This is a genomic window from Halomonas sp. CnH100-B (assembly GCF_024124605.1).
Taxonomy (GTDB): domain Bacteria; phylum Pseudomonadota; class Gammaproteobacteria; order Pseudomonadales; family Halomonadaceae; genus Vreelandella.
In genome coordinates this window covers 75,807-96,823 of the sequence record NZ_JAMXRX010000006.1, presented here as the reverse complement: position 1 = coordinate 96,823, position 21,017 = coordinate 75,807, and the positions used below count along the sequence as shown (strand labels likewise).

The 21,017-nt window shown below is 55.0% G+C and carries 18 protein-coding genes; 11 read left to right on the top strand and 7 right to left on the bottom strand.

Annotation, left to right across the window (positions count from 1 at the left end; genetic code table 11):
* Positions 1 to 31 precede the first annotated feature (31 nt).
* Positions 32 to 952 carry an oxaloacetate decarboxylase gene (locus NH398_RS14235; protein WP_159341138.1) on the bottom strand — a complete coding sequence of 307 codons (921 nt, stop codon included), beginning with the start codon at positions 950 to 952 and terminating at the stop codon, positions 32 to 34.
* A gap of 44 nt (positions 953 to 996) precedes the next feature.
* Entirely contained in the window at positions 997 to 1,410 is a 414-nt protein-coding gene (locus NH398_RS14230) for a nuclear transport factor 2 family protein (RefSeq protein WP_253019060.1), read from the bottom strand.
* A gap of 171 nt (positions 1,411 to 1,581) precedes the next feature.
* On the opposite strand from NH398_RS14230, the gene NH398_RS14225 reads away from it, so the two are divergent.
* From NH398_RS14225 to NH398_RS14200, 6 genes are all read left to right on the top strand, one after another.
* Positions 1,582 to 2,388 (top strand): GntR family transcriptional regulator, encoded by an 807-nt coding sequence (locus NH398_RS14225; protein WP_253019059.1) that lies wholly within the window; start codon positions 1,582 to 1,584, stop codon positions 2,386 to 2,388.
* A gap of 146 nt (positions 2,389 to 2,534) precedes the next feature.
* Entirely contained in the window at positions 2,535 to 3,968 is a 1,434-nt protein-coding gene (gene leuC / locus NH398_RS14220; RefSeq protein WP_253019058.1) for a 3-isopropylmalate dehydratase large subunit, read from the top strand.
* Positions 3,965 to 4,603 (top strand): 3-isopropylmalate dehydratase small subunit, encoded by a 639-nt coding sequence (gene leuD, locus NH398_RS14215; protein WP_159341142.1) that lies wholly within the window; start codon positions 3,965 to 3,967, stop codon positions 4,601 to 4,603. The genes leuC and leuD overlap by 4 nt, the downstream gene beginning before the upstream one ends.
* Positions 4,604 to 4,716: 113 nt before the next feature.
* Positions 4,717 to 5,715 (top strand): TRAP transporter substrate-binding protein DctP, encoded by a 999-nt coding sequence (gene dctP, locus NH398_RS14210; RefSeq protein WP_253019057.1) that lies wholly within the window; start codon positions 4,717 to 4,719, stop codon positions 5,713 to 5,715.
* A 61-nt stretch (positions 5,716 to 5,776) separates the two neighbouring features.
* Positions 5,777 to 6,283, top strand: a complete 507-nt coding sequence (locus tag NH398_RS14205; protein ID WP_253019056.1) for a TRAP transporter small permease — start codon at positions 5,777 to 5,779, stop codon at positions 6,281 to 6,283.
* Positions 6,283 to 7,596 (top strand): TRAP transporter large permease, encoded by a 1,314-nt coding sequence (locus NH398_RS14200; protein WP_159341144.1) that lies wholly within the window; start codon positions 6,283 to 6,285, stop codon positions 7,594 to 7,596. The genes NH398_RS14205 and NH398_RS14200 overlap by 1 nt, the downstream gene beginning before the upstream one ends.
* 78 nt (positions 7,597 to 7,674) lie before the next feature.
* On the opposite strand, the gene zigA is transcribed toward NH398_RS14200, so the two are convergent.
* From zigA to NH398_RS14180, 4 genes are all read right to left on the bottom strand, one after another.
* Positions 7,675 to 8,901: a zinc metallochaperone GTPase ZigA gene (gene zigA, locus NH398_RS14195; protein ID WP_253019055.1), complete on the bottom strand. Its 1,227-nt coding sequence runs from the start codon at positions 8,899 to 8,901 to the stop codon at positions 7,675 to 7,677.
* Between the two features lie 133 nt (positions 8,902 to 9,034).
* Positions 9,035 to 9,310: a TIGR03643 family protein gene (locus NH398_RS14190; RefSeq protein WP_044630516.1), complete on the bottom strand. Its 276-nt coding sequence runs from the start codon at positions 9,308 to 9,310 to the stop codon at positions 9,035 to 9,037.
* A gap of 132 nt (positions 9,311 to 9,442) precedes the next feature.
* On the bottom strand, positions 9,443 to 10,057 hold the full coding sequence (locus NH398_RS14185; protein ID WP_159341147.1) for a class I SAM-dependent methyltransferase: 615 nt from the start codon (positions 10,055 to 10,057) through the stop codon (positions 9,443 to 9,445).
* Positions 10,058 to 10,255: 198 nt separating this feature from the next.
* Positions 10,256 to 10,618, bottom strand: a complete 363-nt coding sequence (locus NH398_RS14180) for a helix-turn-helix transcriptional regulator (RefSeq protein WP_167520870.1) — start codon at positions 10,616 to 10,618, stop codon at positions 10,256 to 10,258.
* 511 nt (positions 10,619 to 11,129) lie between these two features.
* On the opposite strand from NH398_RS14180, the gene NH398_RS14175 reads away from it, so the two are divergent.
* Together NH398_RS14175 and NH398_RS14170 are read left to right on the top strand one after the other, a co-directional pair.
* On the top strand, positions 11,130 to 13,931 hold the full coding sequence (locus NH398_RS14175) for a GGDEF domain-containing protein (protein ID WP_253019054.1): 2,802 nt from the start codon (positions 11,130 to 11,132) through the stop codon (positions 13,929 to 13,931).
* Between the two features lie 207 nt (positions 13,932 to 14,138).
* Positions 14,139 to 15,890 carry a PilZ domain-containing protein gene (locus tag NH398_RS14170; RefSeq protein WP_253019053.1) on the top strand — a complete coding sequence of 584 codons (1,752 nt, stop codon included), beginning with the start codon at positions 14,139 to 14,141 and terminating at the stop codon, positions 15,888 to 15,890.
* Positions 15,891 to 15,985: 95 nt separating this feature from the next.
* On the opposite strand, the gene NH398_RS14165 is transcribed toward NH398_RS14170, so the two are convergent.
* On the bottom strand, positions 15,986 to 16,930 hold the full coding sequence (locus NH398_RS14165; RefSeq protein ID WP_159341151.1) for a helix-turn-helix domain-containing protein: 945 nt from the start codon (positions 16,928 to 16,930) through the stop codon (positions 15,986 to 15,988).
* Positions 16,931 to 17,142: 212 nt separating this feature from the next.
* Here NH398_RS14165 and NH398_RS14160 point away from each other — a divergent pair, with 212 nt between their 5' ends.
* From NH398_RS14160 to eat, 3 genes are all read left to right on the top strand, one after another.
* Positions 17,143 to 18,549 (top strand): ethanolamine ammonia-lyase subunit EutB, encoded by a 1,407-nt coding sequence (locus NH398_RS14160; protein WP_253019052.1) that lies wholly within the window; start codon positions 17,143 to 17,145, stop codon positions 18,547 to 18,549.
* Position 18,550: 1 nt separating this feature from the next.
* On the top strand, positions 18,551 to 19,393 hold the full coding sequence (gene eutC / locus NH398_RS14155) for an ethanolamine ammonia-lyase subunit EutC (RefSeq protein ID WP_253019051.1): 843 nt from the start codon (positions 18,551 to 18,553) through the stop codon (positions 19,391 to 19,393).
* A 155-nt stretch (positions 19,394 to 19,548) separates the two neighbouring features.
* The gene (eat, locus tag NH398_RS14150; RefSeq protein WP_253019050.1) at positions 19,549 to 20,982 is read left to right on the top strand and encodes an ethanolamine permease; all 1,434 of its coding nucleotides are present in this window, start codon (positions 19,549 to 19,551) and stop codon (positions 20,980 to 20,982) included.
* Positions 20,983 to 21,017 lie beyond the last annotated feature (35 nt).

Below are 21,017 nucleotides of genomic sequence, written 5' to 3'. Positions count from 1 at the left end.
AGCGCCTGGATGGTGCCTTGGTAGTGTTTGATTAGCGATTGTCGTACTGCTCGCCAAGCTCCAGCATCGCTTGGGTGCCTAGGTAGTCGTTGAGCTGTTTAAAGTCGAGCATCTGGTCACGGAAGGCGTCGGTGGTGCCGTCCTGTTTCAGCGTGGCAAAGAAGCGACTGGCCATGTGGGTAATCGCTCGCACCAACGCGCCAGGGAAAATCACCAGCGAGAAACCCAGCGCTTCCAGCGCCTGGGCGTTCTGCAGCGGTGTGTCTCCACCCTCGACCATATTGGCCATGATCGGCACTTTGCCTTTGAACTGGGCCATGATCTTGCTGATATCGTCGTCGGTGCGGATACCTTCGATAAACAGCATGTCCACGCCCGCTTCATAGTAAGCCTGGGCGCGCTCGATGGCGCTGTCGGTGCCTTCCACGCCTAACGCATCGGTGCGGCCAATAATAAGCGTGCTATCATTTTCTCGCGCATCCAGTGCTGCATGCAATTTACCGACCATTTCGCTCTTGGAAACCAGCGTTTTGCCACGCAGATGGCCGCAGCGTTTAGGGTAAGTCTGGTCTTCCAACTGAATGGCGTTGGCGCCTGCGCGCTCTAGCAGACGCACGCTGCGCATCACGTTCATGGCGTTGCCAAAGCCGGTGTCGCAATCCACCACCACGGAAAGATTGGTGCGTTCGCGGATATGCGACATGGCGGTGCAAATTTCGGTAATGCTCAAAAGGCCAATATCGGGCCGCCCCAGTTGGGTGTACGCCAAGCTGGCACCCGAAAGGTAGACGGTATCAAACCCAGCCTGTTCGGCCAGTGACGCGCCGAGTGCGTCAAACACGCCGGGAGCGACCACAATGGGGGGAGCCTGCAACAGCTGTTTAAGTTGAGCGGGCTGGTGTGAAGCCTGTGGAGAAGCAGCCTGTGGTGACGTAAGGTGTTGGCGTGTCATAGCGGTCTCATCATTGTTGGGTAAGCGTTTGCATCTGATGGGTATTAGCGGCGTACGAGCGCCAAGTCGTTCCACACTTCCTGGCGGGTAATCAGGCCATCGGTTAATTCAAAGCGGTCAATAAAGCGCACGCCGTTCGACGTGCTGCCATCCAGCCACTCCACTGATAATTCTCCGTGGCACACCACTACGCAGTGGTCTGCATTGGCACATCGTTGCTGGTCACTGCAAAGGTCTACTGCGTGAAATGTTTTGTGCACTTGGCGATAGCGTGCCTGTGCCCACTCCACAACTTCACTCAGTCGGCTCATGGTCGGCGAGCCGGGAAAACGGATGGTGACCGTTGCTGCCAGGTAGCGCTCGGCACGGGGCAAATCGCGGTCTTCCATGGCGCTTAAAAAAGCACGCACCTGTGCAATGCCATGGTGCTCTTTGGTTCCACTGTGCAGGTTAAGCATCGTCGACTCTCATGCTGCCGATTTCTGTAATAATGGCTTTCAAGCGGCAGTAATTGTGTTATTTATTGGCTGTTGATATGTATTATATGTAATACATTTTTATGTCTATTATTGTCCCTTCGTCAAGCCTGATACGAATTTTTTTGAACAACATCCTGAGGAGAGGCATGGATGAGTGAGGCACAACCCTCTGCGGTGGGCGGCACCAAATCACACCGGATTTATCTGCTGTTGAAAGATGCGATCTTGAGCGGACGGCTGCCTGCCGATAGCAAGCTGCCTGGGGAAAACAAATTGGCAGAACAGCACGGCGTTTCACGCGTGACTGTTCGAAGAGCGATGGAAGCGCTTCAAACCGCAGGTTTAGTGACCCGTAAGGCAGGGGTCGGCACGGTGGTGCTGGAGCAGCCGTTGGATGCCACGGTGATGACCGCCAGTGTGTCTAACCTGATGCCCAATATGGTCAAGATGAGTCAAGCCTCTCAGGTGCGGCTACTGGAGTTTGCTTATGTGCCGCCGCCGGAAATGATCCGTGAGCGGTTGGGCATGGCTCAGGGCGGAAAGGTGCAGCGTTCAGTGCGTGTGCGAATGGTCGACAATAAGCCGTTTTCTCATTTGGTAACCCACGTGCCGGAAACTATCGCCCTGCACTACAACGAGATGGATCTGGCGAATACACCACTGTTCGTGCTGTTGGAGCGCAGTGGCGTGAAGGTGGATCACGCTTCCCAATCCATTTCTGCGACGCTTGCGAGTCATGAGGTCGCTCAAGCGTTGGATGTGGCGGTTGGCTCGCCGCTGATCTCGCTCACTCGCGTGGTGTATGACGAGCAGGGGCGTGGGGTGGAGCATCTCGATGCGCTCTATCGCCCGGATCGTTACCGCTTCCAGATCGACCTTGAGCGAAACGGTGATGACAACTCTCGTTATTGGGAGCCGAAGGTTGGTGGAATGCCCACCGCCGGGAAAGACGAGTAGCGCATTAGGCTATATTTTTAATGTATTAAATTTAATACAGATTTAAAATTGTAAAAAATACATTTGACCTGTGTTGTCAGATTGCGCTAGTTGTATTGGGGTGGTGATGACAAGTCTAACGAAGGCCGAGGCAACGAGCGAAAACCATGAGTACCCCAACAACGCTGTTTGACAAAGTTTGGCGCGCCCACGAGGTCCACCGCAGTGAAAGCGGTCAAAGCCTGCTGTGGATTGACCGTCACTTTGTCCATGAAGGCTCCTTTCACGCCTTCAATAAACTCGCTGAGCGAGCTCTGCCCGTTGCCCGGCCCGATTTAACCTTTGGCATTGCTGACCATTATGTCCCGACGCTAGCCCGTGATTTGGCAGGCGTTGCTGATCCCAAAGTGCGCTCAATGATCGAGCAGCTCTCCCACAATACCCAGCAACATGGTGTGACGCTGTTTGGCCTGGATGACCCTCGCCAGGGCATCGTGCATGTGCTCGGGCCGGAGCAGGGGCTCACTCAGCCCGGGATGGTGATGGTGTGTGGCGATAGCCATACCGCTACCCACGGTGCCTTTGGCAGCATTGCCTTTGGCATTGGCGCATCAGAAGTCGCCCACGTGCTGGCTACTCAAACGTTGTGGCAAAGCAAGCCCAAGGTGATGCGCATCACGGTGGAAGGCCGTCTGGCCGAAGGCATTACCGCCAAGGATATCGCGCTCACCTGGATTGCTCGGTTGGGTGCCGATGGTGCACGGGGCTACGCCATCGAGTACGCCGGTGAAGCGATTCGCTCGCTCTCCATGGAAGCGCGCTTAACGCTGTGCAACCTCTCCATTGAGGGCGGTGGCCGTTGCGGCATGATCGCTCCCGATCAAACGACTTTCGACTATCTGCGCGAGCGCCCCTGGAGTCCGAAAGGCGATGCCTTCGAACAAGCCTGTGCGTACTGGTCCACGCTGCACAGCGACCCGGATGCTCGCTTTGACCTAGAGGTAACGCTGCATGCCGATGAGATTGCGCCGACAGTAACCTGGGGTGTTTCACCCGAAGAAGCGCTGCCGATCGACCGGGCGGTGCCTGATCCTGACCAGTTGAACGATCCGGCGAAAGCGCGCCAAGCCCGGGATAGCTTGTCCTATATGGGACTAACGGCGGGGCAAAAGCTCACTGATATCACCATTGATCGGGTATTTATTGGCTCCTGTACCAATGCACGTATTGAAGACTTGCGTGCTGCGGCGGCGGTGCTGGCGGGCCACAAAAGCCGCGTGCCCGGTATGGTCTCGCCCGGCTCCACGCTGGTGAAGGCTCAGGCAGAAGCAGAAGGGCTGGACCGCATTTTTATCGATGCCGGGCTTGAGTGGCGCCACTCTGGCTGCTCTATGTGTGTCGGGATGAACGGTGATCTGGTGGCGAGCGGCGAGCGCTGTGCTTCCACCACCAACCGCAACTTCAAGGGTCGCCAGGGGCCAGGGGCGCGTACGCATTTGATGTCGCCAGCCATGGTGGCCGCTGCCGCCATACACGGCCACTTAGCGGATGTGCGCCAACTAACAGTGCCCAAGCGGATGCAAACAGGAGCGCACTCATGAAGCCGATTACTGTATTAGACACTCTGGGCGTAGCATTGCCCACTGCGAATATCGATACCGACCAGCTTATTCCCGCGCGCTTTATGAAAGAGCCGCGCAGCGTAGGTTACGGCCAGTTCCTGCTGTACGACGTTCGCCATGATGAGCAGGGCACTGCCCATTCTGATTTTATTCTGCACCGCCCCGGTGGGGAGAGCGCAGAGGTGATGGTTAGCCGCCGTAATTTCGGTGCTGGCTCCTCCCGTGAAGCGGCGGTCTATGCGCTGGTGGACTACGGCTTTCGCTGCGTCGTGGCACCGAGTTTCGGCGATATCTTCGCCTCTAACGCCGTCAATAATGGCCTGCTGCCAGCGGTCGTGGAGGAGGAGGACGCTGAGCGTTTGCTGGCAGCCCTTGGCAATTCTCCTGCCACTATCTACGTCAATTTGGAGCAACAGATTATTCGGGTTGCTGAGGTGGAAGTGGGCTTTACGATTAGCCCGGTGTGGCGAACCAAGCTGCTGAATGGCTGGGATGATATCGATATGACTCGACAGCACGCTGACACGATCAGTCGGTTTGCAGCAGATTATGAGGAGCAGTTCTCCTGGGCAATTCCTAAGCCTCCAGAGAGTGACATCATCAGCAAGGGGTAAGCTCAGCACTCTAGGTATTTAAAAAAATAACAGCACGCTTGCATCAACAGGTTTCAAAAATAGATCAACACAACAACCGCTATAAAAGATCACCTTGTGCAGGAGACAAACGAATGAAAAAAGTAACACTCACCCTGGGCATGCTTACCGCCTTGGCTTCGACTCACGTATTGGCGGTTGATCAAATCAATGCCGTTCATGCTTTTCCGCCTTCCTTAATCTACACGCAAAGCTTTTTAGAGTTTGTTGATAAGGTAAACGAGCGCGGTGAAGGGGTGGTACAGATCAACGTGCGTGGCGGTCCTGAAGTGATCGGCCTTTCCGAGCAACCTGATGCGGTGCGTAATGGCGTGGTGGATATGGCGTATACCGCTGCCAGCTTTTACGCCGGTACCGTGCCGGAACGCGATGCCATGGTGGCGTCTAATACCAATGCCATCTATGCCCGTGAAAATGGTGGTATCGACCTGCTCAACCAGATCCACCAGGAAAAAATGGGCACCTATTATCTGGGTTGGTTCGATAGCGGTGTCAGCTACAACCTCTACACCATTGACGAGCCTAGTATGGACGAAGAAGGCAATCTGAGTATTTCAGGCCTGCGCCTGCGCAGTAACCCTGTTTATGATGCCTTCTTCCAGGACTATCTGGGAGCGCAGCCGATTAGCTTGCCGACCACTGATGTGTATGCCGCCCTGGAGCGTAGCGTGGTTAATGCCACCGGTTGGACTCAGATTGGCCTGAAAGACCTCAACTGGGACCGTTTCCTGAACTACCGGGTGGACCCTGCCTTCTTCTCCACGGACATGGGCGTTATCGTCAACCTGGATAAGTGGAACCAGCTGAGCGAAGAGTCCCAGCAGATCCTTCAGGAAGTGGCAATTGAGCATGAGCGTGAAAGCGCTGAAAAACTGGCTGAGCTAGCCGAGGAACAGCAGGCGCAACTTGAAGCCGATGGTATGCAAGTGGTGACACTGGAAGGCGAAGCGGCACAGCGTTTCTCCGATGCGGCCCGTGATGCCACCTGGGAACGCATGCGTCGCCAGATGGAGCGTCATCCCATGGGGCTTGAGCACTACGATACGCTGATCGAAAAATTCAACGATCTATAAAACGTAGGGGGCGCCGAGTAATCGAGCGCCCCGTTTGTGTGGCTATTTTCCAGGGTTTCTTATGCGCTACGCACAACGCGGCTACCTGCTGCTGCTAAACGGCATGGCCCTACTGGCCGCCATCATGCTGGTCTGGCTGATGGTGGCAGTGGTGCTCTCGGTGATTATTCGCAACTTAGGGCTTCAGCCATCGGCTTGGTTCTTTCTTTCCACCGAGTACGCCATGTTCTACCTCACGCTATTAGGAGCACCGTGGTTGGTGCGCCAAAAAGGCCACGTACATATTGAATTGCTAACATCGGTGCTGCCGCCGCCCGTACTGAATGTGCTCAGCCGAGGCGTGTCGCTACTGTGCGTAGTGGTCTGCGGCGTTCTGGCGTGGAAGGGGTTGGACTTAGTGTTAATGAATATAGAGCGTACCGATTATGACGTGCGTGCTTACTTTGTGCCTAAGTGGATCTTGACCATTGTATTTCCCATCAGTTTTACACTGATGGCGATTGAGTTTGGCCGCTTTGTGGTCGGTCATGACATTCTTCACAGCGGCGAAGCGGGGATTAAAGAATAATGGAATGGTACTTTGCGCTCGCCTTTTTACTCTCGCTCATCCTGATCTTTATGGCGATTGGTACGCCCATCGCCCTGGCATTTTTAGCCGCCAATGTGATTGGCGCGTGGCACTTTATGGGCGGACAAACGGGCATTCTACAGATGCTCAACAACGGTTTTGGCGCGCTCTCTAGCTTCAACTTAGTGCCGATCCCGCTTTTCTTGTTGATGGGTGAACTGTTCTTCCGCACCGGTTTGGGCATGAAAATGTTCAATGCCGTCGACCAATTGATGGGCAAAGTGCCGGGGCGTTTATCTTACGTAACGGTCGTGGGCGGCACGGCATTTTCCACTTTAAGTGGTTCTTCGATGGGGTCCACCGCCTTGATGGGGTCGCTACTGGTGCCTGAAATGGAGCGCCGAGGGTATAAAAAGAAAATGGCCATTGGGCCGATCCTGGGCACTGGCGGTCTTGCGATTATTATTCCGCCTTCTGCACTAGCGGTACTATTAGCAACGTTGGCAAAAGTAGATATCGGTGCGCTACTGATTGCGGGTATCTTACCGGGGCTGACGCTGGCAGGTTTCTATATCGCCACTATCTTTATTCAAACGAAGCTGGACCCCTTGGCGGCGCCAAACTATGAGCTTGAACCGGTACCACTGAAGGCTAAGTTAAAACTGATAGTGACCGATATTCTGCCGATGCTGAGTGTGATGGTCGTTATTGTGGCGTTGATGCTGATTGGTTTTGCCACGCCTTCTGAGGCAGCCGCGTTTGGAGCGTTGGGCGTCATTATTTTGGCGTTTATCTTCCGTTGCATGACATGGGAAGCGTTCAAACTATCGGTCACCGGGGCATTAAAAGTCACCTTGATGGCCTACTTGATTGTGTTCGGCTCGGCCACGTTCAGCCAGTTGCTCGGTTTCTCAGGAGCTTCGGGTGGGCTGATTAGCTGGGCTACCAGCTTCGACCTATCGCCTATCCTAATGCTGCTGGCGATGTTTGCGGTGCTGCTGGTGCTAGGCACTTTCATGGAGCAGATCTCTATTATGATGCTGACCGTACCGATCTTCTTCCCGCTGGCTCAAGCGTTAGGGTTCGATCTAGTGTGGTTTGGGGTAGTGGTCTTGCTAGCGTTAGAGATCAGCTTCTCGACGCCTCCCTTGGGGCTATTGCTCTTCGTTATGAAAGGCGTTGCGCCCGCTGGGACCACCATGCGTGAAATATACTCAGCAGCGATACCTTATATTCTCTGCTCGATGTTGCTGGTGGCGGTGCTGATCGTCTTTCCCGGCTTGGCCACCTGGCTGCCCAGTATGTTGCAGTAAGTTGCATGCGGTTTATAAAAAGAGAGGCCTAGGCCTCTCTTTTTTATGCGGTATCAAATAGTAGACAGTGAAGTCGATTCACTCCCAGGCTGGGAATGGATCGGGCAGTTGCTGCCATACCTTCATACCTTCCAAAAGCTCCGCCTCGCTGAGCAGGCAGCCGTCCAGCGCTTCACGCATTCTGGCCTCATCTAGGTTTTGGCCGATAAATACCAGCTCTTGGCGCATATCGCCAAACGGCTCTTGCCACTTCTCCATAATGAATTGGCGATACTCTGGGTCCTCTGGCCAGTCGGCTTCAGGAATGGCTTTCCAAAACACGCCTGCCGGGCCGTGATGGGCAATGCCACCTGCCTGGCTCCACTGGCCCGCATAGCGAGGGCGGGTGGCCAGCCAGAAGAAACCTTTGGAGCGCAGCAGGCCTTTGCCAAACCATTCGGCGTTTAACAGGTCGTGAAACTTTTGAGGGTGAAAAGGGCGGCGAGCGTGGTAGGCGAAGCTGCCAATGCCGTACTCTTCGGTTTCGGGGATGTGTTCGCCACGTAGCTCTTTCAGCCAGCCGGGCGCTTGCTGCGCGTGTTCAAAGTTGAACTTGCCTGTATTCAGCACTTTTTCTAGCGGCACGCCACCTTGGGTGATGGGCACGATGTCTGCGTCGGGATTGAGCGAGCGTAGAATCGCTTTCAGTGACTCAAGTTCGCTCTCGCTGATCAGGTCGGTCTTGCTGATCAGTAGCACATCGCAAAATTCGATTTGATCCACCAGCAGGTCAGCGACATTGCGCTCGTCATCTTCACCTAAGCTCTCTCCTGCTTCGGCAAGGCTTTGCGCCTCTTGGTACTGGGCCAAGAAGTTCGCACCATCGACCACCGTGACCAGGGTGTCTAGCCGGGCAACGTGGGAAAGGCTCTGTCCGCTCTCATCTTCAAAGGTGAACGTTTCGGCGACAGGCAGCGGTTCAGAAATCCCGGTCGACTCGATCACCAGGTAATCAAACTTGCCTTCACGGGCTAGCTGGCTGACCTCGACCAACAGGTCTTCACGAAGGGTGCAGCAGATGCAGCCATTGCTCATTTCTACCAAGCGCTCCTCAGAGCGGTTCAATGCCACATCGCTGTCCAGCGTTGGTTCACCGGGTCCGGCACGCACCAGCGCACCGTCAATATTCACCTCGCTCATGTCGTTCACAATCACTGCCACTCGGCGGCCTTCACGGTTGGCCAGAATATGATTGAGCACGGTGGTTTTACCGGCACCTAAAAAGCCGGAAAGCACGGTCACGGGTAAGGGGGAAAGCAACGACATTGCCAAGACCTTTCATAGTATATGTTATGTGATAATATAACATTATTGGGGCGCTGAAAATAGTCTTCGCCTCACTGTTCCTTCCTAGTGAGTAAGATATTAGAAGAGAGAGTGGGACAATAAGACAGTGGCGTTAACGTTTGTACTGGGTAGGGCAGTAGCCTCGCATCACATCGGGCGAGCGAAGCGACTGATGTTTGGTAGTGCGGCCCGTGACCCGCTTGCGCCATAGGCGGAATGAGCCTGGGGTCATCTGGTAGCGCATGACCTCGATCACATCGGGTTCCCCTAAACCAAATAGCCGTTCGATCGCTTCAAAAGGCGTGCGATCTTCCCAGGCCATTTCGATGACGCGAGACTGTTCGTCCTCTGGCAGGCGACGAAAGCGCTTTACGGCGGCTTTGGGCATGGCGCGTCCTCATCATTGACGTTTTCGAATAGAGAGCAGGCAAACCCCAGTGCCCCACGGGTTGTGCAACGTAAGCTATACGCATTAATTTTATTGTATAGGTTTTTGCAAGCGATGAGCAATTACACAGCGCTATTTGACGGCGAGCAGGGCACGAAACAGACCGTTCATGAGTACCGGCTCGTCTCGCTGAATACGAAAGCCAGCATGTTGGATCATGGGGCTGGCTTGACGCGTGATATCGGTCGCAATGATCGAAGTGAATACGTTCAACGTGCGGCGCCCCCACCCGGCAGGTTGGGTGTCGGGTTGGAATTTATCCATGACGCACAGTTGTCCGCCGGGTTTCAGTACGCGATAGGCCTCTGCCAAACCCTGCTCCGGGCGAGGCATGACCGCCAAAATCAGGTGCATGATGACGACATCGAAGTGTTCATCAGGATAGACGAGTTGGGTGGCGTCCATGACATGACAAGCCACATCACGCTGATAGCGCTCGGCCCTGGCGCTGGCGCGCCGGACCATCGCAGGGGTGAGATCGGTCAGGTGTATTTCTAACTCGTGGGGCAAAAAGGGGAGGTCCAGCCCCGTCCCTGCTCCCACCAAGAGAACGCGCATACCGGGTTCCCAGTCCACATGGCTGAGCGCGACACGTCTTGGTCTGCGCAACGCGGGCGCTACGATCGCATCGTAGAGAGGCGCGTAGGCGCTGTAGCGAAGACGATTCCAGGAAGTCGTGTTCAGCATAGGGCCTCGCAAGGTGGGAGTGAGCTGGGCACCAGGACGGCGTCGAGTGTTGGGGCTGCCATGCTGAATGCAGCGCTCACTACCTATAGCACGAACCGTAGAGAAGCACCAAAGGTGCTGGCAATCCCGCCAGTCGCGTTGGGGGGAGCGGATACGTTAGGCAGTGATAGCTCAAAAGAGTCGGGATAGTCGTGTTGGTTACTCTTCGGTGGAGGAATCTTGTCGAAAACGCGTGGCCAAGCTTTCTATGAGTTCTAGCATCAATTGTCGATCATGCGGCTTTAGGGGGGCTAATAACGTTTTAATGCGCTGTGTTTGATCATCGACATGAACACTTGCTTGACCTAAAAGCTCGGCGGCTTCGCAATTGAAAATCTCGGCTAATTCTAATAAGCGGACGATGTTGGGAATGACACGCCCCCGCTCGATTCGAGAAACGGCTTCATTGCCAACCCCAAGGCGTTCGGCCACCTCTTCCTGGGTCAACTGGCTGCGTATTCGCTGTTTGGCAATGGCTCTGCCGATGTTGCTAGCTAGCCGTTTCTGTTCGATTTTATTCACACGATCCTCCATATAGCCCTGAATGGTTGGGGAACGGCCTATTGACATGAAGGACTGTTTAGGTTGAATATCACCCTGATAGGTTGATAATGAGCGGCGTAAACTGTTTTTTTGGCCGCGCGCGGAAAAAGCATATAAATAGTGCAGTTAAATCTATTTAAATCGATCATCTAAAATAAATTTATGGTTAAGTTCATTAAAATTTAAAGGCCGTGTGTTATTGGCCTTAAGCGTTATTGCTTAAAGCATTTGCTTGAAAGATAGAGAGCGTGAGCTGTGCATCATGCGTTAAGCAATAAAAAAGACATGCCTTTTAAGCGCCGCTGCTCAAATGGCATCAATGGGCATAGGTAGCAAGGACGGGCGATGCTTTTTAAGATGGCTGCTCACATGCAGCAGATACAATCACTGTATGACTCAGGGATGATCACACAGCGGTCAATTCGGCTTTGATCAAAGCATTTGGCTTGCCAACGTGGCTGACCTATCAAACCCGAAGGCGCTTAATATCATGTCTCCTACGACGGCACCAGAAATTTTCCAACAGCTCGCCGAAGGATTGTCCCGCGTCAATAAAGGCGGGTTCTTTCACCATTTAGCCCACACCTTGGCGCATTTGCTCAGTGCCGACCATGCTTTGGTCGCCAGTATCGATCGTAGCGGTACTGCGACGCCGTTGGCCATGTGGTCGGAAGGTGAATTCGTCGACGCCGCGCCCTATACACTTTCTGGCACCCCGTGTGAGCGAGTTAAGGAGCGCACCTGCTTCCACATCACTTCTCAGGCACGTGCCTGCTTTCCTGACGATGCTCGTTTGGCCGCGCTGTCCGTGGAAAGCTATCTCGGGGTGCCCATGGCCGATGCCTCGGGACACTGTCACGGTATTCTCGTGCTCATGCATTCGCGTCCGCTGCAGCTGCCTAACTACGCCAATGAGGTCATGCGCATCATTGCCTCGCTGGCAGGCGTCGAGCTGTCCCGTCAGCTCGTCGGACAGCAGGCCGATCAGCAAATCGCCTGCAAACAGCGGGCGCTGCGGCTGTTGAGCAGAGGTAACGACGCGCGCTTTCATGCCAGTGATGAAACATCGCTGCTTCAATCCGCTTGTCGCGTGCTGGTGGACGTCGGAGGGTACACGGCCGCTTGGGTGCATCACATCGTGCCGGGGATGGAGAACCCTGAGGGGGTGTTACAAGCCTGTGCGGATAGAGAGGCCGACGTTCTCGGTTGGTTGAGCCCCAAGCAACTGCTCGTAGCGGGCTATAGCCGCGATATCATCCGCCAAGCAATATCGCGCCGTGCCCCTGTGGTGTATAGACCGCAATGCGATCCCAATGCCTCGGGCAGTGATACCACGCTAGTGGCCTTGGAGGTCGCCGTGTTGGTGGCGCTACCGCTGATTTACCGGGGGCAGTTACTCGGTGTCATCACCCTTTACCAGAGCGACGATGCGCCCATGACCGCTGCCGAGGTACGTTTATTGAGCGAGTTGGCCGATGACATTGCCTTTGGTATCGACAGTCTTCGTCATCGTAAGGCCGAACAGCGTATCCAGCATGCCGTCACGCAAGTAGCCACAGCCGTTTCCGCACAGCACGGCGAAGCGTTCTTGACGCAGCTGACAGACCATATGGCCAACGCGCTAGCCGCTGATGTTGGCTTTATCGCCACGCTAGACGAGCAAGATCCCAACATCGCCAATGTCTTGGCGCTTTATGTCAACGGCGTTCGCCAGTCCGCGTTTAGTTACCATCTAGCAGGAGTGCCTTGCCAGGACGTTTTGACCCAGCGTGAGTGTATCGTGCATGAAAACGCCGGCATTCGCCTTCCAGTAGAGTCCAACGGTGCTCTGGCATGGGTGAATGCCTACGTTGGCCGACGGCTAGACGACGCCAAAGGTCGCCCCATCGGAATTATTGGGGTGATGTTCAAGGCACCGCTCTTCGAGACCCAAATCGTGAGCACGGTACTGCAAATATTTGCGGCAAGAGCGGCATCCGAGCTGGGCCGCCAACGGGATGAAGCGCGTATTCGTCAACTGGCCTTTCGTGATGCTGGGACGCAGTTACCCAACCGTACGGACTTCATGCAGTGTCTTGAAGAGTGCGTCAATGATCATCCGCCAACCCCTTTTGCATTGCTGCTACTGGATCTCAACCACTTCAAAGAGATCAACGACACCGCGGGCCACGATGTAGGCGACTTGGTGCTCAAAGAGGTCGCGCAGCGTTTTCGCAGCGTGCTGCCTGCTGACGACTATTTAGCCCGTCTGGGCGGTGACGAGTTCGTGGTGATCTGCCGGGGAGTTCACGACGATGTTAGCGCCATGCAAACGGCCGACATCCTCTGTGCCAGCCTGCATCAACCGATGTTGATAGAGCAGCACTCGTCCGAACTGTCCGTCAGCGTGGGGATCTCGCTATATCCCGACCATGGCCAGTCGGCTCAGGCGCTACTGAAGCATGCTGATATTGCCATGTACCAAGCGAAGCGTCAGAAACTCACGATGCGCACCTTTGAACACTGGATGGGCCATGCCGTCGCTCAGCAGCTGCATATTGCCAAGCGCCTAGCGATGGCGATTGCTCATCAGTCGCTCTACCTCCATTTTCAGCCGCAAGTCGATATGCGCAGTGGCCAACTCATTGGGGCAGAGGCGTTGTGTCGTTGGTGGGATGAAGAGCTGGGAGAGGTCTCTCCTGTGCAGTTTATCGCCATTGCCGAAGAGCGAGGCATGATTGCGGCGTTAGGGAACTGTGTCATCGATCAAGCCTGCCGCCAGTTAGCCGATTGGCAGCGCCAGGGTGTCGAGCTTCGAGGGCAGCTAGCCATTAACATCGCCGCCGATCAGTTCGAAGATAGCGATTTGGTGACGACGCTCCTCGCGAGTTGCCAAGCGCATGGCATCTCTCCTCAGGCGTTGAGTATCGAGATTACCGAAAGCGGCATCATGACGCATCCCGACGATGCCATTGCCATCACGGAAGTGCTCAAAAGCCATGGGATGGGGTTGTCGATTGACGATTTCGGTACCGGTTATTCCTCCTTGGCGTATTTGAAACGCTTTGCTGCGGACAAGATCAAGATCGACATTTCATTCGTACGCGACATGCTCACCAGCGAAAATGATCGCGCTATCGTGAGAACGATCATTGCGATGGCCAACGCGCTAGGCTTACAGACGATCGCTGAAGGCATCGAGTCGAAGGAGCAGTGTGAGGCCCTCATCGCGATGGGCTGTACCCAAGCCCAAGGCTACTTTTATGACCGACCTTTAACCGCTGACCATTTTGCGAATAAGTGGCTCGTATAGAAGTTTGAAAATGATTCTTTTTGTGATGTTTTCTTTGACCAGTGATTAGCACTCGCCTGCCCCATTGTCGATCAATACGTTTAATATTTAACGTTTGTTCACATTCTTTTTAAGTTTACAAAATAAAACATGCACTTAGCCACCTAAGTATTAAAATGTAGTGGTAGGTTGCTGCATTATAATTAAAAATACTTAAATGGTGGTTCTATGCCTGCTTCCGCTCCTGTGCAAAACCCAACAGCTCATGTTGTACAATCGTTTCTTAAGCATCAGTATGAGATTTGTGTATATGCGAAAGACATGCCGTATGCTTTACAAGCGAATATCATCGATCTTAATGTCGAGACCGGCCTCTTAGTTATCGAGGTGGAGTGTCACGGAGAAAGTTTTAATAGTTATGTCCGAGATGGAAAAGTTAGTTTTGATATTGAAACGCTAAATCCGCTAGATGGCTCAGTAAAAAACTCAGCGCTAACGCGTGATATTCATAGTGTTAGTAACATTCCTACAAAGGCCGTCAAAGTAGACAGCTCGACATATCGATTAGAGTGTCAACTGCCTAGCTCAGTGTTTTTGCTAGAGCAACGAGGCGCCGTTCGTATTCCTTTCATACTGGGTATGCGGGCAAAAGTGAGCGTCGAGGTGTATCTGGATGGATTGATCGTGGCGGGAAGTCTACGCAATATATCCGTGGGGGGATGCTTGGTAGATGTCGCGATTGAAGACACCGTCCCCATTACCGTCGGTCAGCAGCTTCCTGGCGTCACCATTGAGTTTCCGAATGGTGCCAGTTTCTTTTCCGAAGGAGTCATCAGACATATGCGTCCTTTTGGTAACCACGGATATGCAGCACTCGGAATCGAATATGTCAATTTAGAGCCTCATCAGACAGAAGAGCTTTTTTATATCGTGAATGAGGCAGAGCGAGAAGCCGCTTACCGCTCGGGTAGCAACGATCGCGTAGTTGGCCACTCTCCCTTATTTATACCTGGCGCAGTCGAAAAAGCGGCAATACAGCGTGAAGAAAAGGAACAAAAAAAGCGCCTGAGGCAGTCACCAATGCAGAGAGGCGTCTTGGAGCTGGCTCACCAGCTTCAATACTCTTTGATGTATATAAAAAGCCGCGATCACTTTCCTGAAAAGGTGATCTACGATTGCGCCGACGCCATCCTCTATTTGTTGAGACAAGATAGGAAAGCGCTTTTGTATGCGCTTGCGTTTTTACACAACGAGCCTGACTGGGTTCGGCAGGCTGTCCGAGTCGCAGTACAAATGGCCGATATCCTGTTGATTAGGGACCCTCATTCCATACACGTCAGAGAGGCTGTGGTGGGCGCCCTGTTACATACCATGGGCAAACCGTTGCTGGTCAGTGAAGAGCTGCCCACGCTGAAAGCGAACATGTCGCCTCGACATAAAGAGATCCTAAAGCAGCATGTGGTGACCCTAAGGAGTAAGCTGCTGTCGCTCGGCTGGAAGCCAAGTGCCACCTGTGAAGATATTATGTTGCATGCCAACGAGTTATTGGATGGAACGGGATACCCTTTCAATCTTAAAGGGTCACAGATATCAGATAATGTGCTTGTAGTGTCTATCATTAAAGCGGTGAGCAAGTTGATGTATGGGAGAAATGGCGTTAGGCCGCTGACACCGTTAAATGCGTATCGCTTAATTAGTGAGGCACCACAATGTTATGATAAAGCGACCTTGGTCGAGTATATTCAGTGCTATGGGCTTTACCCTATTGGAAGCCTTGCAAAATTTTCCGGTGGTTTTTTGGCGTGGATCATTGATATCGACGGTAAAGGTATGCCGATCAAAGTCAATGTCGTTAAAAACTTGGCCTTTATGGATACCAATATCGATAGTGTTTTAGAGCAAGGCGACTTTTCGCAAATTGGTCGACTAGAGGGCGTCGTCGACCCGAATGACTATGGTGTTATATTTCACAAGGTATAACGGGCTTATGGGGCTGCTGTCTCAGCAGCCCTTTTTTAAGAAGGTAAACAGTGTCGTCAATGCATCCATTCTCATATATAAGATAAACGGCGATGCTAGGCTGGCCCCTGTAGTGTTTGCGAAGGGCACTCACCAAACTGCTGTTTATAGTCGTGGGCGAATTGTCCTAAATGCCAAAATCCCCAATACGTTGCAATCTCGGTCACTGTTTGTGGCGGTTCAGCGGCGCGCAGGGCGCGCCGCACTCGGTTAAGGCGCGTCAGCCTCAAAAACTGCAATGGGCTAATGCCTAAAATCGTCGTAAAGCTATTTTGTAGCGTGCGTCGGCTCACATGGGTCAGTTCACACAGCGCGTCCATGGTGATGGGGGCGTCTACATGCGCGTCGACGTACTGCTTGACCCGGTCGACCACGGCTTTGCGATGCGCGTAGCTGGGAGGCAGCTCGCCACTGGGCTGTTGGGCATCTAAAAGCTCTAGCAGGCCGGTTAAAAGAATATCCTGATGCAGCTTTTCAGCAATGGCTCCCTGCTGTTGGCCTAACAGCCGCTCCAATAGAAACAGTAGGGCGCGCAGCGTGGCAGGGTTCACATGTCGGCGGGGCGCGGTCATCCACTGCTCATCCAGCGTGATGCCCTGGCGTTCGGCGGCGGCATGTAGTACTGGCAGACGTATCACCAGCCCGTAAATATCGAAGGCTTCCGGGGTCACCAATTCGAAATCGCGCCCGCCGGGGCGGCACATCACTTGCTGCGCGTCGAGCGGCTGCCCATTGATACGCGAGCCCGCTGGTCGGGTTGGAATGCCCAACCACAAAGAGTCCTCCCACACCCGGCAATCCTGACGCAGCGCTTGGCCGGTGTGCTCTTTGAAGACCTGAATGGCAGGCAACGCAATTTCATCCAGCCGCCCATAAAACCGCCCTGGGGTCAGCTGATCATACTGCTGCTGCCAGCGGGTGAGGTTTTGCGCATGCTCATCGGCATCAAACGCTTCTTGAATGCACTTTTTTGGTGCGCTTTGGGTAGGCGTCAAGGTCATCACCAGCTCCTGACAGCGTGAATCAACCGCGTCCACGCCTTGTTGTCGTTATTAACCCGCTGTTTCTTATTGGTTTTTATAGCCTTGGTGTGTTTTGCCAAAACTCGATACTCCCCGTTAAGTGATAGCGCTATTGTGAGAACAAGCAAGTTTTGTTCCTCAACGCGCATACCGCGCCTTGAGTATCGAACAGGTAAGAGAAGGGAAGGCCCATGGCGCAGACCTATCACACCACGGTGGGGAGCCGCCGCTATCGCTTTAGCGGGCTCGCCGAACTGATGGCCAAAGCCACGCCGCCGCGCTCGGGCGACCGCCTTGCCGGGGTGATGGCAGAATCGGCAGAAGAGCGGGTCGTCGCCCAAATGGTGCTGGCGGAGCTGCCGCTTACCACCTTTTTGAACGAGGCGCTGATCCCCTACGAGCAGGACGAAATCACCCGTCTGATTATCGACGACCACGATGCAGAGGCGTTTGCGCCGTTGAAGCACCTGACCGTAGGCGATTTTCGCAACTGGCTGCTTTCGGACCACGCCACCAGTGAAGCGCTGGCCGCTGCCCGGCCCGGCATTACGCCGGAAATGGCCGCGGCGGTGAGTAAGCTGATGCGCAACCAGGACCTCATGCTGGTGGCCAAAAAGTGCCAAGTGACCACGGCATTTCGCAATACCATTGGGCTGCCGGGGCGGCTTTCGACCCGCTTACAGCCCAACCACCCCACCGATGACGTCACCGGCATCGCGGCCAGTATTCTCGATGGCCTGCTGTATGGCAGCGGCGATGCGGTGATCGGTATCAACCCGGCTACCGATAACGTCGCTCAGAGCATTAAGCTAATGCGCCTGATGGACGACGTGATCCAGAAATACGAGATCCCTACGCAATCCTGCGTGCTGACCCACGTGACCAATACGCTAGAAGCCATCGAACAGGGCGCACCGGTGGATCTGGTGTTTCAGTCCATTGGCGGCACCGAAGCCACCAACCGCAGCTTTGGGTTTGATTTGAGCACCCTGGCGGAAGCCGAAGCCGCTGCACAAACGTTGAACCGAGGCACCGTGGGTCGCAACGTGATGTATTTTGAAACCGGCCAAGGCAGCTCGCTCTCCGCCGACGCCCACCACGGGCTCGATCAGCAAACCTGCGAAGCCCGGGCCTACGCCGTGGCACGCAAGTTCAATCCGCTGCTGGTCAACACGGTGGTGGGGTTTATTGGCCCCGAGTACCTCTACGACGGTAAAGAGATCACCCGTGCCGGCCTTGAGGATCACTTCTGCGGCAAGCTTTTAGGTGTGCCGATGGGGTGCGACGTGTGCTACACCAACCACGCCAACGCCGATCAAAACGATATGGACAACCTGCTGACGCTGCTGAGTGTGGCGGGCTGCAACTTCGTGATGGGCATCCCCGGCTCTGACGACATCATGCTCAATTATCAAACCACGTCGTTTCACGATGCGCTCTATGCCCGTCGGGTGCTGGGGCTAAAAGCCGCGCCAGAGTTCGAGCAGTGGCTGGCCAAGATGCAGATCTTCCAAGATGTGAGCACCCATCGTCTTAACGACCAGCTGCCCGCCGCCTTTGCCAACAGCCTGCGCCATTTGCCGAAGGGGAGCGACTGAAATGCCTAAGCAACCCACTCAGGAAACCACTGCGCCGATCGTCATTGAAAACCCCTGGGAGCGCCTGCGCGCCTTTACCGACGCGCGCATTGGTCTGGGGCGCGCGGGAGTGAGCTTGCCCACCAAACAGCTGCTCGCGTTTCAACTCGCCCATGCCCAGGCCCAAGATGCGGTTCACTGCCCGCTGGAGTGTGAGGTGCTCGCCGATGAGCTGACCCAGGCGCTTGGCTTGAGCACCGCACCGCTTGCGGTACACAGCCGTGCAGACGACCGCGCGATGTACCTGCAGCGGCCCGACTACGGCAGACGCCTCAACGAGGCATCCCGGCAGACGCTGCAGCAGGCGGCAGAGAGCGGCCAACGGTTCGATCTGGCGGTAGTGATCGTCGATGGCCTCTCGGCGCTGGCGGTGCAGCAAAACAGCGTCCCGTTTCTTACCGCGCTGTATGACGCACTCGGGCGCGACAAGAACGAATGGCAGCTCGCACCGCTGACACTGGTGGAACAAGGGCGCGTGGCAATTGGAGACGAAGTAGGCGCGCTGCTCAACGCAGATGCAGTGCTCGTCATGGTTGGCGAGCGCCCTGGCCTTAGCTCCCCAGATAGTTTGGGGCTGTACATGACCTGGGGCCCCGAAGTGGGTTTAAAAGATGACCGACGTAACTGTATCTCCAACGTGCGGCCAGCCGGGCTTGCGTATGAAGAGGCGGCCCGGCGTTTGCTGCTGCTGTTAACCGAGGCGCGGGAGCGCAAGCTCTCCGGCGTGAAGCTAAAAGACCGCAGCGAAGACAGCGTCTTGGAGGGCGGCAGCGGTTCAACTCGGAATTTCCTTGTGGCTGATTGACGATCACCACGCGCAAAACGCGGACGACGCTTCCAACAACAACGCTAACGACATTTTCAATAACACCGCTGACGACTCTCCCAATAACAAGACGGAACCAGGATCACAGCACGCCGCTGACACCCATTGCGTTCCACACTGAAAAGGGCAAAACGATGACACAACCAACGGTTGATCAGGCGTATCTGGCCAAGCGCCAGCTGCGTAAAGGTACGGCAGGCTGGATGCTGCTCGCGGGCCTTGGGGTTTCCTACGTGATTTCCGGTGACTTTGCGGGCTGGAACTTTGGCATTGCCGAAGCGGGCTGGGGCGGCTTTGCGATTGCCGCCTGTTTGATGGCGCTGATGTACCTCGCGCTAGTGCTGGCGCTGGCAGAAATGTCCGCCGCCATTCCCGCGGCAGGGGGCGGCTACAGCTTTGCCCGCCAAGCCATGGGGCCTGCGGGCGGCTATTTGACCGGGCTTGCGGTATTGATCGAGTACGCGCTGGCCCCGGCGGCCATCGTGATTTTTATTGGCTCGGCGGTGGAAGCGTTATTAGGCGTTAACGGGCCGCTGGTGTATCTGCTGTTTTATGCGGTGTTTATCGGCATTCACCTAGCGGGTGTGGGGGAAGCGCTGAAAGTGATGATGGTGATTAGCGGTTTGGCGGTCTTTGCCATTTTGGCCACCGCTGTGGCGCTGATTGGCGATTTCGATTCGGCCAACCTGTTTGATATTGCCCCCACCGATGCGGCGGGGGCGAGCACCTTTATGCCATTCGGCTGGTACGGTATTTGGGCGGCGCTGCCTTTTGGTATGTGGCTGTTCCTGGCCGTTGAAGGTGTGCCGCTAGCAGCCGAAGAGGCGAAAGACCCCGCCCGGGATATGCCCAAAGGCATCATTGGTGCGATGCTGTTTTTGCTCTTCACCGCCCTGCTCGTAGTCGTGCTGCTGGCCGGTGCGGCGGGCGCTGAGATGATTGGCCAAAGCGGCGTGCCGCTGGTAGATGCGCTGAATGCGGCGGGTAATCCCACGCTGGCGACCCTGGTCAACGTGCTGGGCTTAGCGGGTTTGATCGCGTCGTTCTTCTCGATTATTTATGGCTATAGCCGCCTGGTATTCGCGCTCTCTCGGGCGGGTTATTTACCTAAACCGCTGTCGTTCACCAGCGAGCGTAAAGTGCCTTACTTAGCGCTGATTGTGCCCGGTATTTTGGGCTTTCTCGCATCGCTGAGCGGGGAAGGCGATCTGATGTTAGGCATGGCGGTCGTCGGTGCCACTATCTCTTATGCGCTGATGGCGCTTAGCCATATTCTGCTGCGCGTGAAACAGCCCGACCTGCCGCGCCCCTATAAAACGCCGGGAGGCGTGGTGACCTCCGGCATCGCGCTGGTGCTCTCGCTCGTCGCGTTGACCGGTGTCTACGCGTTTGACCCTCGCGCCTTCAACTACACCATCGTGCTGTTCATTGCCGGAGCGGCTTACTACTTCCTCTACAGTAAAAACCATTTAGTCGCGAAAACCGCAGAAGAGGAGTTCGCGCTGGTCACCGCAGCACCTGAGGATATCGACCCTGTCGCACCGAAGGCCGCCTCCGCGAAATTGTAATCACCGCGGCAGATCGCCTAGTCTGAACCACGGCA

Bases quoted from the DNA above. Each gene is read 5' to 3' on its own strand.
- NH398_RS14235 (WP_159341138.1), bottom strand. From the start codon at position 952: ATGACACGCCAACACCTTACGTCACCACAGGCTGCTTCTCCACAGGCT.
- NH398_RS14230 (WP_253019060.1), bottom strand. From the start codon at position 1,410: ATGCTTAACCTGCACAGTGGAACCAAAGAGCACCATGGCATTGCACAG.
- NH398_RS14225 (WP_253019059.1), top strand. From the start codon at position 1,582: ATGAGTGAGGCACAACCCTCTGCGGTGGGCGGCACCAAATCACACCGG.
- leuC (WP_253019058.1), top strand. From the start codon at position 2,535: ATGAGTACCCCAACAACGCTGTTTGACAAAGTTTGGCGCGCCCACGAG.
- leuD (WP_159341142.1), top strand. From the start codon at position 3,965: ATGAAGCCGATTACTGTATTAGACACTCTGGGCGTAGCATTGCCCACT.
- dctP (WP_253019057.1), top strand. From the start codon at position 4,717: ATGAAAAAAGTAACACTCACCCTGGGCATGCTTACCGCCTTGGCTTCG.
- NH398_RS14205 (WP_253019056.1), top strand. From the start codon at position 5,777: ATGCGCTACGCACAACGCGGCTACCTGCTGCTGCTAAACGGCATGGCC.
- NH398_RS14200 (WP_159341144.1), top strand. From the start codon at position 6,283: ATGGAATGGTACTTTGCGCTCGCCTTTTTACTCTCGCTCATCCTGATC.
- zigA (WP_253019055.1), bottom strand. From the start codon at position 8,901: ATGTCGTTGCTTTCCCCCTTACCCGTGACCGTGCTTTCCGGCTTTTTA.
- NH398_RS14190 (WP_044630516.1), bottom strand. From the start codon at position 9,310: ATGCCCAAAGCCGCCGTAAAGCGCTTTCGTCGCCTGCCAGAGGACGAA.
- NH398_RS14185 (WP_159341147.1), bottom strand. From the start codon at position 10,057: ATGCTGAACACGACTTCCTGGAATCGTCTTCGCTACAGCGCCTACGCG.
- NH398_RS14175 (WP_253019054.1), top strand. From the start codon at position 11,130: ATGTCTCCTACGACGGCACCAGAAATTTTCCAACAGCTCGCCGAAGGA.
- NH398_RS14170 (WP_253019053.1), top strand. From the start codon at position 14,139: ATGCCTGCTTCCGCTCCTGTGCAAAACCCAACAGCTCATGTTGTACAA.
- NH398_RS14165 (WP_159341151.1), bottom strand. From the start codon at position 16,930: ATGACCTTGACGCCTACCCAAAGCGCACCAAAAAAGTGCATTCAAGAA.
- NH398_RS14160 (WP_253019052.1), top strand. From the start codon at position 17,143: ATGGCGCAGACCTATCACACCACGGTGGGGAGCCGCCGCTATCGCTTT.
- eutC (WP_253019051.1), top strand. From the start codon at position 18,551: ATGCCTAAGCAACCCACTCAGGAAACCACTGCGCCGATCGTCATTGAA.
- eat (WP_253019050.1), top strand. From the start codon at position 19,549: ATGACACAACCAACGGTTGATCAGGCGTATCTGGCCAAGCGCCAGCTG.